This is a genomic window from Desulfurobacterium indicum, from assembly GCF_001968985.1.
Classification (GTDB): domain Bacteria; phylum Aquificota; class Aquificia; order Desulfurobacteriales; family Desulfurobacteriaceae; genus Desulfurobacterium_A; species Desulfurobacterium_A indicum.
In genome coordinates this window covers 79,742-92,595 of record NZ_MOEN01000001.1, presented here as the reverse complement: position 1 = coordinate 92,595, position 12,854 = coordinate 79,742, and the positions used below count along the sequence as shown (strand labels likewise).

Genomic DNA, 12,854 nt, shown 5'->3' with positions numbered 1-12,854 from the left:
AGAAGGCAATGGAATTTCTCATAACAGGTGCCCTTAACGGAAATGAAGAAAGGTTAAAAGGACTACTAGAAGTCTCCGGCGCAGACATAAGCATCTCTTTAGGGCCGTTAAACTTAAAAAAACCTTTAATTTTAAGGAGAACATGGTTTTACATTCACGGAAAAGAGAAAGACTATGAAATCCTCTCAAAAAGTGACGGTGTTGACATAATGTCAAGGATTTTCAAATATAAAGGAATCTATTTCTGCGGGCTCAGCGGTATCTACCATCCACAAACGTGGAAATTCACAAGACAGGAATGGGCAAAAAGAAACAATGGAAAATTTCCGAAGAAAGACACAGGCTATATATTTGCCGAAGATATAGCCGCTCTTTTCGCCACATTCCAGAAACTGAAACTTGAAAGAGTTCAGATATTCGTTTCCAACCTAAAACCCGAAAATCCCATATTTAAAGAGATTATAAAAACCATAAAACCTGAATACTGCCTATTCCCCTCAGACACTTTCAAAAAATTCAAAGAAAACGGAACAAAGTTTATAGGCCTTGAAGAAGCAACATCATTCAACGGAAAATACATAATCCATTTTCAGGAGAAGGAAAAATGAAACATAAAGATTCCTGCGGTGTCGGATTTATAGCAAACATCAACGGAGAAAAAAGCCATGAAATACTTAAAAATGCACTTAAAGCCGTTTCCAATCTGACCCACAGAGGCGCTGTTCTATCAGACGGAAGAACGGGAGACGGCTCCGGTGTCCTATTCCAGCTTCCAGAAGAATTCTTTAAAAAAGAGGCTAAAAAAATTGGAAAAGACTTTCAAGACAATGACATCGCCGTTGGAACAATATTTTTAGATAGAAAAACAGCCGACGGTTCAATAAAAAAACTTGAAACTCTCCTTAAAGAAGAAAAGGTAGATTTTGCACTCCGGGAAGTTCCGATAAAAGTGGAAGAATGTGGAGAAATAGCCAGAAAAGCTATGCCTCTCATCGTCCAAATTATCATCCCATTCTTGGGAGACATCGGACTTTACATACTTCGCAGAAAATTAGAAAAGGCTCTAAAAGAGGTTGCAAAAGAAAACTACATTCTATCTTTATCAAACAATCTGATAGTCTATAAAGGAATGCTCCTTGCACCTGACCTTGAAAAATTTTACCCGGACCTTAAAAACGAAGAATTTAAAACGGCAATTGCGCTATTCCATCAACGATACTCAACAAACACAAACCCCGAATGGAAACTTGCACAACCCCTAAGAATGCTCGCTCACAACGGCGAAATCAACACAATAACTGCAAACAGAAACTTTATAAAAATTGTTGAACCGATAATAAAAAGTTCCCGTTTCGGAACACAGATAAGAGAAATCCTTCCGCTCGTAGACTTTAATGAAAGCGATTCAGCATCCCTTGATAGAGTTTTTGAACTTATGGTGCTTGCCGGATATCAACCGGAAGAAGCCATAAGCGTCCTAATACCGCCTGCATACGAAATGCTTGACCTTGACGAAGATGAAAGGGCATTTTTCCTCTATCATCTTCTTCTCATGAAACCGTGGGACGGACCTGCAGCAGTAGTATTTACAGATGGAAAAACGGTAGGCGGAAAGCTTGATAGAAACGGATTAAGACCTGCAAGATACATAATAACAGATGATAACCTGATTGTCTTTGGCTCTGAAGAAGGAATGATAGAAATCCCGGAAAGCAAAATTGTTTCTCATAACAGACTCTCCCCCGGAGAAATCCTCGTTGTAAACACAGAATTTGGAACGGTAGAAACAAACAAAGAAGTTTTAAGAAAAATCGCCCTTCAGAGAAACCTTAAAAAAGAGATAAGGAGAAAGCTTTTTAAACTTTCCGACTTTTCAACACCTTGCACATTTGAGAAACCGGAAGAAGAAAAACTGAAAAAAGAACTGATGAAGTTTGGTTTTTCAAAAGAAGACCTTGAATTTATTATTGACGAAATGGCAGAAGAGGCAAAAGAACCTGTATATTCAATGGGAGACGACACACCACCACCTTTCATGTCAACAAATCCCTGCTTACTCTTTTCCTGCTTCAAGCAAAAGTTTGCCCAGGTAACAAATCCACCGATAGACCCGATCAGAGAAAGAGTTGTTATGTCCCTGAAAATGAGACTGGGCGGCAAGGTAAACTTCCTTGAAAGAGAAGGGAAATTGCCCAGAAGAGTAGAACTTAAATCACCACTGCTCACACCTTCAGAATTTAAAAGTCTGAAAAACCTTGAATTCATGAAAACCGCAACGTTCAAAATGGAATTTGAATCGGATCTTAAAGAAGGACTCTACAAACTGTTTGAAACGATAGAACTTGAAATCAAGAAAGGTGCCGACATAGTAATTCTTTCCGATAAAGACACCCAAAAACCAATTCCTTCGCTGCTTGCAGTATCAGGACTTGTAAACTACCTGAAGAAAAAAGAACTTATGCATAAAGTTTCCATTGTCGTTGAAACGGGAGAGGTAAAAAATACCCACGAAATTGCCGCTCTTATAGCTTTTGGAGCAAGCGCAGTTTACCCCCATCTGGTTTACAAATATCTTAAAACACGAGAAATTGAACTCAATCTACCGTTTGAAACACTTGTTAAAAACTACAAAACAGCAGTAACCAAGGGACTTCTAAAGATAATGTCAAAGATGGGCATATCCCTCATATCATCCTACCATCTTGGACAAAACTTCGACATTATAGGCCTCTCAAAAGAAATTGTTGAAGAATTCTTCCCGAATACATTTTCCCCGATAGGCGGAATGACATTAAAAGACATAGAAAAAGAGATAAACAAAAGACTCGAAATTGCCGAAAAACTTGATGAAATTCCGGAAAGCGGTGAACTTTATTACCGTCCGGGCAAAGAAAAACACGGATTTTCAGTCCAGGTTGTAAGAGCCATACTGAAATCTTCAAAAACAGGGAACTTTGACGAATATCTGAAAATTTATGACTACTATAAAGAAAACCCCGTCTATATAAGGGATCTTCTGAAAATAGAATCAGACAGAACACCGATTCCGTTAGAGGAATTGGAATCAGCAGAAGAGATTATGAAACAGCTCATGGTTCCCGGCATGTCCGTGGGAGCACTTTCAAAAGAAGCACACGAAGTAATAGCCGAAGCGATGAACAGGATAGGTTCAAAAAGCTGTAGCGGTGAAGGTGGTGAAGACCCCAAAAGATACGGAACCATTAAAAACAGCAAGATAAAACAGGTGGCATCAGGAAGGTTTGGAGTCACCCCGGCTTATCTTTCATCTGCCGAAGAAATTGAAATTAAAATAGCACAGGGGGCAAAACCGGGAGAAGGCGGACACCTACCAGGAAAAAAAGTTACTCCTTACATAGCATCACTTAGATTTTCTGTTCCCGGCGTTACTCTTATATCTCCACCGCCCCACCACGACATCTACTCTATAGAAGACCTTGCACAGCTAATATACGACCTGAAACTTGCAAACCCTGAAGCAAAAATAGCCGTCAAACTTGTTGCAGAATCTGGAGTTGGAACTGTCGCTGCCGGCGTGGCAAAAGCAAAAGCCGATGTTATCCAGATATCAGGATGTGACGGCGGAACTGGAGCATCTCCTATAACCTCAATAAAAGGAGCTGGACTCCCATGGGAAATAGGCCTTCCCGAAACACATAGAGCCCTCAGTGAAAATGGACTGAGAGAAAACGTAATCCTTAGAGTTGACGGAGGAATAAAAACGGGAAGGGATGTCATAATAGCAGCATTACTCGGTGCCGAAGAATTCGGCATAGGGACGGCAGCTATGATAGCAGAAGGTTGCGTAATGGACAGAGAGTGTCATACGAACAGATGTCCAGTAGGAATAGCAACACAAGATGAAGCTTTGAGGAAAAGATTCAAAGGGAAGGTTGAAGCTGTAATAAACTATTTCCGATTCATCGCAGAAGATGTGAGAAGATTCCTGGCAAAGATGGGATATAGAAGCCTGAAAGAGATAACAGGAAAAAGCGGACTTTTAAAACCTGACGTGGAAAAAATTAAAAAGTTCACAAAAGCCTCAGAACTTGACTTAAGTTACATTCTTAAACCCTCAATTCCGTTTGAAAGGCAGTCCTACCCTTACAATGCTGTTGAATCACCTCTAAACGACAGAATCGTTCAAGATGCAGAACCTTACATAGAACACGGAGAACCTTTTATCGGAAGATACATCATCAAGAACACAGACCGCGGTATCGGTATTCCCCTTTCAAACCTTCTTATAAGAAAATTCGGAAAGGAGATTCCAAAAAATATTATTAAACTATACTTTGAGGGAACTGCTGGACAGAGCTTCGGAGCTTTCCTTTCAAAAGGAATAAATCTTTTTCTCAAAGGCGTAGCTAACGATTACGTAGGAAAAGGACTGGGCGGTGGACTCATAGTTATAACATTTCCGGAAAACTTTAAAGGAAATCCGTCAGAAAACGTTATAGCAGGTAATACTCTGCTTTACGGAGCCACGGGAGGTGCACTCTTTGCAGCTGGTAGGGTAGGCGAACGATTTGCCGTTAGAAACAGCGGTGCCATTGCTGTCGTTGAAGGAGCAGGACAACACGCCTGCGAATACATGGTAAGAGGTGTCGTTGCCGTCCTCGGAAAGGTAGGAATGAACTTTGGAGCAGGAATGACAGGCGGTGTGGCTTACGTTTTTGACGACGAAATAGAGAAAAAGATAAACAGTAATTACGTAACCGTAAAAGAACTTTCAAGAAAAGATGTCGACTTTCTAAAAGTCCTCCTCAATAAACATTACAGATTTACAAAAAGCGAAAGAGCTGCGGAAATTCTGGAAAATCACTTTATGTTCGAAAGAATCAGAAAAGTTGTGCCCATAGGAGCAAAAGAGGTTGAGCTTGCAACAATAGGAACGACAGGACTACCAGATTAACAAATTGTTATAATTTTGAATGGTGTATAATACCGCAAACTTTCAGATTCAAACAGGAGGTTTAAAGTGGCATCTATAGATGTAAACCAGATATCAAAAGGTATGAAGTTAGAAATAAACGGCGATCCATACGAAATAGTTGACTACCAGCATGTTAAACCAGGAAAAGGACAAGCTTTTGCAAGAATAAAACTTAAAAATTTAAGAACTGGAAATGTCGTTGAAAAAACCTACAAGGTTGGCGAAAAACTTGAAGTAGCAGATTTTGAAGAGAGAGAGATGGAATATCTGTATAACGACGGAACGTTCTACTATTTTATGGATACAAGAACTTACGAACAGATTCCTGTTCCGGCAGAGAATTTAGGTGAAAAGGCAAACTTTTTAAAAGAAAATGACACCGTTCAGGTTCAGTTCTATAAAGGTGAACCACTATCTGTTAAACTTCCTAAAACTGTGGTTCTTCAAGTTGTAGAAACTGAACCGGGATTCAAAGGCGACACAGTAAACAACGTTCTTAAACCGGCAACTCTTGAAACGGGAGCTGTTGTTCAAGTTCCCACATTCATAAACGTAGGCGAATACATAAAAGTAGAAACAGAAACAGGAAAGTATCTCGAAAGAGTTAACAAGTAATTCGGAGGCCATTGTGATAGAAAAAATCGAAAACCTGTTAAAATCCCTTGAAAACAGTAGCATAGAAGAAGTTGAAATAGAGCTTGAAGGTCTCAAGGTAAAAGCACGTTACTGCCGCCAGAAAGCTTCTCAACCGTTAACGGTTGAAAGAGTTATTGAAACAACTACCGCTCCAGAAGCAACTTCGGAAATAACAAAACCATCTGCAGAACCAACAGAAATACCGGAAAACATACATATTGTTCGCTCACCTATTGTCGGAACATTTTACAGGGCACCATCGCCGGGAGCCGAACCTTTCGTTAAAGAAGGAGACTTCGTAGAGAAAGGACAGACACTCTGCATAATAGAAGCCCTTAAAGTGATGAATGAAATAGAATCAGATGTTTCAGGAAGAGTCGTAAAAATACTCGTTGAAAACGGACAACCTGTAGAATTTGATCAGCCACTATTTTACATAGAGAAAGTGTGAACCGGAGTAGTCTATGTTTAAAAAAATTCTGATAGCAAATAGAGGCGAAATAGCCGTTAGAATAATAAGAACCTGCAAAGAGCTTGGCATAAAAACGGTAGCTGTTTATTCAACCGCAGACAAAGATTCACTTCCTGTGTTTCTGGCAGATGAAGCCATCTGCATAGGAAGTGAACGCCCTGCCGCAAGTTACCTTAACATTCCTGCAATAATATCAGCAGCAGAAGTTTCAGGTGCTGACGCAATACATCCCGGATACGGATTTCTATCCGAAAATCCCGGATTTGCAGAAGTTTGCAGAGCCTGTGGTGTAGAGTTTATAGGACCTTCTTCCGAAACAATGGTTGCTATGGGAGACAAAGCACAGGCAAGAGCGATAGCTCAAAAAGCAGGAATCCCCGTAGTTCCCGGCAGCGAAGCGATGAAAGACCCGGCAAAAGTTCTCGAATTTGCCAGAAAAATAGGATTTCCCGTTCTTGTAAAAGCTGCTCACGGAGGCGGAGGCAGAGGAATGCGCGTTGTTGAGACAGAAGAGGGAGCCGAAGAAACAATAAGAACCGCAATGACAGAAGCTGAAGCAGCTTTCGGAAATGGAGAGGTTTACGTAGAAAAATTAATTCTGAATCCAAGACACATAGAAATACAGCTAATAGCCGATAAATACGGAAATGTTACGATTTTTGGTGAAAGGGAGTGTTCCCTTCAAAGAAGACACCAAAAAGTTCTTGAAGAATCACCCTCACCTTTTGTAGACGAAACTTTAAGGGAAAAACTATACGAAGCTGCAAGGAAACTCGCACTTGCAATAAAGTATGAAGGTGCTGGAACAGTCGAGTTTTTAGTTGACAAAGACAAAAATTTTTATTTTATAGAAATGAATACACGAATCCAGGTAGAACATCCTGTATCTGAAATGGTAACGGGAAAAGACCTCATAGCCCTTCAAATTAAAGCAGCTGAAGGTGAAAAACTTGAAATGGCAGACCCTAAATTAAACGGTCACGCAATTGAATTCAGGATTAATGCCGAAGATTACAAGAGGAATTTCAGACCATCTCCAGGAAAAATAGAGAAACTGTTGCTGCCTGGAGGATTTGGCGTAAGGATTGATACACATGTTTATGAAGGCTATTCAATACCACCTTACTACGATTCTCTCATAGCCAAACTAATCGTTCACGGTGAAACAAGAGAAGAGACAATAATTCGTGGAAAGAGAGCTCTATCAGAATTTTTTATAGAAGGAAATCTAAAAACAACAATACCTTTCCACTTAAAACTTGTGGAAGATGAAGATTTCGTTAAAGGAAACCTTGACACAAAAATATTAGAAGATAAAATTTTAGATAAGATAGTTTCTAATTAAGTAAGAAATATAAGTTAATTGTAACTATTTCGAAAGGATATTTTGTTGAAAAGCATGCTGTTAGTCATTTTCTGTTTAACCATTTTTATTTTTCATTTTCTCACCATTAAAATCTAAATACTATTCAGGAGGTGTAATGTCCGCCGTTGCCAAACATGAAATGGTAAAAAACTGGATTCGGCAGTATTTAAAAGAATTCGGCGAATATACAGGAACATTTGAAGAGCTCGCAAATCTGACAAAAACAAGTAGCTATCTTGTAAAAAAAGCAATAAACGAGCTGGAAGAAGAAGGCTTCTTAACGGCCGAATCTAAAAGAGGAAAGGGATTAACCCTGAAACTCAAAGATAAAGAAAGTGAAGAAATAACAGTTCAGAAAAAAACAACTGAAGAAACTGAACCCAAAAAGGAAGAAGAGATTAAACAAGAGAAGAAAAAAAGAAAAATATCTCTTCAGGATGAAGTTCTTTCATCTCTTTTAGGAAAAGATATAACTGTATTTTTGGTAAGTGGCACCAGACTTGAAGGAAAACTTTTAGATTTTGATAACTTCACACTGTCAATGACTGCTCCAAAAGGAAGATCCTTAGTTTACAAACACGCAATAGCAACGATAATTTATGGATGAACGGGATGAGAAGACACAAAACACTGGAAGAATTACAACTTGAACTAATAGAATTACTTGAAGAGAAAGGTGAATTTAGAGGCTCCGTTTCAGAATTTATGGAGTTACTGGACGTTAGGCAGGAAGTCGTTATTCCCCTGTTAAACAGCCTAAAAGCGTCAGGTGATATAAACTATGAAATAAACGGTGAAGAAATAATAATCAGACCTGCTTCCTTTGCTACCATTCCTGCCGTGCTTACAGAAGAACAGGAAAAAGAAATCAGCAAAAAACTTAAAGAAGGTTATAAACTTATCGCTTCATCAACCCTTGGCGGTGTTCAGAGCAGAACACTCAGAAACATCATAAATAAAAGAATTATCATATTTTTTAGAAATGGCTCAAAAGTCGAAGGGAAACTCAAAGGATTTGATAGGTATGTTCTCAGAATCAACTCATTCATGGGAAAAATGATCGTTTACAAACACGCAATCACAACAATAATATACAAGCCGTAGAGGCAAAGCCTCTACGGCTTTAAAATTCACCTGCTTCCCACCTTCATGTTATGACATGTCATACAATCCATTTTTGTCTTGTAAATACCAGGAGCACTTACAGGCTTAAATGTCCCTTTATGGTAAGCATTGAGAAGTTCAACAGTCTTTTTAGCAACATCTGCTGTAAGTCTTGCACATCTTTCAGATCGCGCCTTACTATCATAGGCAAAACCTGTTTTTTCTATCCATTTCATAACGGAAATGTGACAGAGGGGTGATGTTGCAACACTTGCTGCAAAAACACCTTTATATTTAGCAGGATGTTTTGGATAATACATAGGAAGAGGTGTTTCCTCATACCATCTATATAGAGCATCAATTACCTTTTTCCAACCTTTACAGGAGATAGATATAATGGCTGCTGCTCCATTTAAAGTTCCGCAGATTGTTCCCCAACCGTTGATTCCGCCCCTTCCAAATTCAAAAAGCTCTCCTGGAATACCAAGATAAGGACCGCCAACACTTTCCTTAAGAGTATCAAGAATAGAAGCAAAAACACCGTAAGCACAGTGTCCCTTTAAATAATATCCGTAAGCTTTTTCAGCAATCATGTCAGGATCGATAGACTTATAAGGATAAGGTGGTTCCATTTTCTTAGATCCCGCTGCTGCTGCACCGGAAAGACCACCAACGACAAGACCAGCAGTTCCGATAAGGCTTTTTACAATGAATTCTCTTCTTTTGTTACTCATAATTCCCTCCCTTGCTTTATCTTATTTTCCTTTATTATAGTGCTTTCTTTTTTTAAAAGAAATAACCACATGGTTTAATATTAGTAAATTTTAGTTAAAATCCATTTTAATTTTCTGAGAAAGATTAGCGAATAAAAACGAACCTTAAATAATTTACAAAGAATAAGGATTTAAAAATCAAATTTAATATTTTAAATTAAGCAACAACCAAACAAGCAATCTATTTTTGTAGTTTTACATCAAAATAATCTCTCAAACCATCGCCAAAAAGATTAAAAGCAATTATGACTAAAAATATGGCAATACCCGGAGTGAGAAGCCAGGGGAAAGATGAAAGTTTTGTTATATTTTGAGCCTCCGCAAGCATATTACCCCAGGAAGGGTAAGGTTCCTGAACTCCCAGACCGATCAAACTCAGCGCAGATTCTCCTAAAATGTAACCAGGAATAGACAGGGTAGCAGCAACAACAATGTAAGAAAGAGTATTCGGAATTACATGCTTTCTTACAATGTAAAAACTACTTGCCCCCATCACCTTTGCCGCTTTTACAAAATCATTTTCTCTTATAGAAAGTGCCATCCCCCTAACAACCCGGGCAAGCCCCGTCCATCCAAGAAGGGATAAAATTGCAATAATTATGAAAAAAACAGTAATACTCGGCATATCAACAGGAAACATAGAACGCAAAGCAAGTAAAAGATAAAAATAGGGAAAGACCATCAAAAGCTCCACTATCCGCATCGTAACGGTATCAATCAGACCACCGTAATAGCCTGCTATGGAACCTATTATCAGTCCTAAAGAAAAAGAGATAGCAACACCGATCAAACCTATAGTGAGAGAAATTCTCGTTCCGTAGATAAGCCGGGAAAAAATATCCCTTCCCACACCGTCCGTCCCAAGAAGAAAAATCTTACCTGGAGATTTAACCCCGAAAAGATGAATATCTGTCTTTATAAAACCGAAAAGATAATGGGGTTCACCCTTAACAAAAAACTCAACTGGATAGGTCTCATTCCAGCAGGTTGTATAGATCTTAAAAACGGGATCTACCAATTTATGACCGTAAACAAAAGGTCTCAAATGAAAATGTCCTTCGCTGTCAAAAAAATGAATGGGCGTTGGAGGCTGATACGGATTGTGCCTAAACTGAATGTCGTAGGGATAGGGAGCTATAAAATCGGCAAAAACAGCAACAAAATATAGAATAAGCAAAAAAACAAAAGCAATAAATCCAGTTTTGTGTTTTTTATAAAGTTCTATTAAAAAGCTCCTCACCTTCTGCCCTCTATCTCTCTCTCCCTGATTCGTGGATCGTTAAGGGCAAGTAAAATATCAGCGATAAGATTACCTATAACAAGCATTATTCCTCCTATATATAAAGCACCCATAACGACAAAAAAATCCTGCAACATAACAGCTTCAAACATCAATCTTCCCATTCCCGGCCATGCGGTGATTATCTCAATTAAAGCAGCTCCAGACAACAATCCTGCTATATCAAAACCTATAAGTGTTATAAACGGATTCATTGCATTCCTTAAAACATGCTTAAAAAGAATTACCCTCTTTGGAAGACCCTTTGCAACAGCAAGTTTGACATAATCTTTATGAAGTTCATCAATAACTGTCCCTCTAACCAGACGAACAAGACCCGAAATACTACCAACAACCATCGCAGTAAGCGGAACAACCATGTGCTTTAATCTATCAATTATCTTTCCCGTCAAGCTCAACTTCTCATAATTTTGAGAAACTACACCGCCAATCGGAAGAAGCCCCGTTTTCGCTGCAAAAAACATAAGAAGAAATGCAACAAAAAAACCGGGAATTGAAAGCCCCACAAGAGACACTGAAGTTATAATCCTATCCACAAATTTATTCCTGTAAAAGGCTGCAATTATTCCAAGAGGCACGGCAAAAATCCATGTAATAAAAAAAGCTGTTACAGTAAGCGACAACGTGTTAGCAATCCTATCAGCTATAAGCGAAGTAACAGGCCTGTGGTATGCAAAGGAGTAACCTAAATTAAAGTGAAGAGCATTCCAGAGCCACAGAAAATACTGCTTGATAACAGGCTGATCAAGACCGTAGCTTTTTCTCAAAGCTTCAATCGTCTCTTTTGATATTGAGGGATTCATTTTAAGAGAGGTTAAAAAATCACCTGGAGCGAGCTTAATAATGAGAAAGGAAATAAATGTCATTCCAATTATAAGAGGTATCAGGTGAAGAAACCTCTTTAAAACATATTTAACCATTTTTAAACCTTAAAAGGGGCAAAAGCCCCAAAAGTTACTTTCTAACATATTCTGTTATTACCTGATTACCGCACTGAAAGACTCTTTTAATTTCATACTTCTTAACAAGCTCAAGTCTCTTGAAACCTTCTCCGGAAACGAGAGAAGGAACGTTATCACCACCAACAACAACGGGAAGATGGATGAGTCTTATCTCATCAACAAGATCATTTTTAATAAGTTCCCAGTTAACTTTTGAACCGCCTTCAACCATCAACTTTTTGATACCGCGTTTATAAAGTTCCGGTAAAAGCTGAGTAAAATCAACTTTATCTTTTCCTGCAACTATCACATCGGCACCTTTAGCCTTTATAGTTTCTATTTTCTCTCTCGGTGCCCTTTCGCTCACGGCAATAATTGTAGGAGCCTTCTCAACATTAAGAACGTTTGAACCAAGCGGAATATCAGCGGTTGAAGCAGGAATAATCCTCGTTGGATTCTCACCTTCAACATACCTTACTGTAAGATTGGGATTATCTATCCGAACCGTATTTGAACCAACCATAATACCGTCACATTCTGCCCTTATTTCATGAAGATATCTATTTGCCTCTTCATCCATCAGTTTCATTATCTCCTTGCTCGAAACACCCTCATCAAGCGTCAGCTTTCCATCAATCGTTACCTCGGAAACTATCACAACGTAAGGTCTTTCCATATCTTACTCCTCGTACTCTTTTCCATAATGTTTGTAAAGATAAATAATTCTCTGCATAAGTGACATAAAACTCATAATACCAATAAACTCGATACCATATTTTAAAATGGCGTGATTAAAAGGATATAGAAGTGACGCAATAAACAGCGTTATAAACGTCTCAGGCCTTCCGAAAAACCCGGTGCTTTCAAGAGGATCTTTTATTTTCCCTGTCTCCCTGACCTGATAACCTATCTCTGAATAAACAACAGGCTTAATAAAGGTATGAAGCATTGAAACGACAACCACAAACAGGGCAATCCAGTTTCCGGCATATCTCAAAGCAACACTTCCAAGAACAAATCCGTCAACCCACTTATCCGCAATCCAGTCAAAGACAGCTCCAAATTTAGTAGCCTTTCTGTTATTGACAGCAACATAACCGTCACACAGATCAAGGACACCTGAACAGAAAAGTAAAAAAGCTCCTATAACAGGATGACCCTGATAATATACAAACGCAGCTATCGTTCCTAAAATTAAAGCTGCAAGCGTTATTACGTTCGGATGAATGTTCGCCTTTGCAAAAGCATAACCGAACGGCGAGTATAACTTTTTAAGAATATCTCTTTTACTTGTAATATTCATTTACT

12 protein-coding genes are annotated in these 12,854 nt (G+C 38.7%); 7 read left to right on the top strand and 5 right to left on the bottom strand.

All coding sequences use genetic code 11. The features are described 5' to 3' along the window. The first annotated feature begins 8 nt into the window (after positions 1–8). The 7 genes from BLW93_RS00450 (at position 9) to BLW93_RS00420 (ending at position 8,532) form a co-directional block, all read left to right on the top strand. Complete coding sequence (locus BLW93_RS00450) at positions 9–608, top strand: hypothetical protein (RefSeq protein ID WP_076712140.1); 600 nt, start codon at positions 9–11, stop codon at positions 606–608. Further along, on the top strand, positions 605–4,933 hold the full coding sequence (gene gltB / locus BLW93_RS00445; RefSeq protein WP_076712139.1) for a glutamate synthase large subunit: 4,329 nt from the start codon (positions 605–607) through the stop codon (positions 4,931–4,933). Before BLW93_RS00450 ends, gltB begins: the two co-directional genes overlap by 4 nt. A 66-nt stretch (positions 4,934–4,999) precedes the next feature. Next, positions 5,000–5,569: an elongation factor P gene (gene efp, locus BLW93_RS00440; protein WP_076712138.1), complete on the top strand. Its 570-nt coding sequence runs from the start codon at positions 5,000–5,002 to the stop codon at positions 5,567–5,569. 13 nt (positions 5,570–5,582) lie between these two features. Further along, complete coding sequence (accB, locus tag BLW93_RS00435) at positions 5,583–6,041, top strand: acetyl-CoA carboxylase biotin carboxyl carrier protein (protein ID WP_076712137.1); 459 nt, start codon at positions 5,583–5,585, stop codon at positions 6,039–6,041. 13 nt (positions 6,042–6,054) lie between these two features. Further along, a complete protein-coding gene (gene accC, locus BLW93_RS00430; RefSeq protein WP_076712136.1) occupies positions 6,055–7,407 on the top strand; it encodes an acetyl-CoA carboxylase biotin carboxylase subunit in 1,353 nt (450 codons plus the stop codon). A gap of 136 nt (positions 7,408–7,543) precedes the next feature. Further along, the gene (locus BLW93_RS08700; RefSeq protein WP_078058037.1) at positions 7,544–8,035 is read left to right on the top strand and encodes an RNA chaperone Hfq; all 492 of its coding nucleotides are present in this window, start codon (positions 7,544–7,546) and stop codon (positions 8,033–8,035) included. Positions 8,036–8,040: 5 nt separating this feature from the next. Beyond that, positions 8,041–8,532, top strand: coding sequence for an RNA chaperone Hfq (locus tag BLW93_RS00420; protein WP_076712135.1), 492 nt, complete (start codon positions 8,041–8,043; stop codon positions 8,530–8,532). 26 nt (positions 8,533–8,558) lie between these two features. On the opposite strand, the gene BLW93_RS00415 is transcribed toward BLW93_RS00420, so the two are convergent. The 5 genes from BLW93_RS00415 to BLW93_RS00395 all read right to left on the bottom strand — a co-directional run bounded on the left by BLW93_RS00415 (position 8,559) and on the right by BLW93_RS00395 (position 12,849). After that, entirely contained in the window at positions 8,559–9,266 is a 708-nt protein-coding gene (locus tag BLW93_RS00415; protein WP_076712134.1) for a C-GCAxxG-C-C family protein, read from the bottom strand. A 220-nt stretch (positions 9,267–9,486) separates the two neighbouring features. Next, positions 9,487–10,545: an ABC transporter permease gene (locus tag BLW93_RS00410; protein WP_144443966.1), complete on the bottom strand. Its 1,059-nt coding sequence runs from the start codon at positions 10,543–10,545 to the stop codon at positions 9,487–9,489. Beyond that, positions 10,542–11,525, bottom strand: a complete 984-nt coding sequence (locus tag BLW93_RS00405) for an ABC transporter permease (protein WP_076712133.1) — start codon at positions 11,523–11,525, stop codon at positions 10,542–10,544. Before BLW93_RS00405 ends, BLW93_RS00410 begins: the two co-directional genes overlap by 4 nt. Before the next feature lie 34 nt (positions 11,526–11,559). Continuing rightward, the gene (locus tag BLW93_RS00400; RefSeq protein ID WP_076712131.1) at positions 11,560–12,222 is read right to left on the bottom strand and encodes a 2,5-diamino-6-(ribosylamino)-4(3H)-pyrimidinone 5'-phosphate reductase; all 663 of its coding nucleotides are present in this window, start codon (positions 12,220–12,222) and stop codon (positions 11,560–11,562) included. Between the two features lie 3 nt (positions 12,223–12,225). Continuing rightward, positions 12,226–12,849, bottom strand: a complete 624-nt coding sequence (locus tag BLW93_RS00395) for a CDP-alcohol phosphatidyltransferase family protein (protein ID WP_076712130.1) — start codon at positions 12,847–12,849, stop codon at positions 12,226–12,228. Between the last annotated feature and the right edge of the window lie 5 nt (positions 12,850–12,854).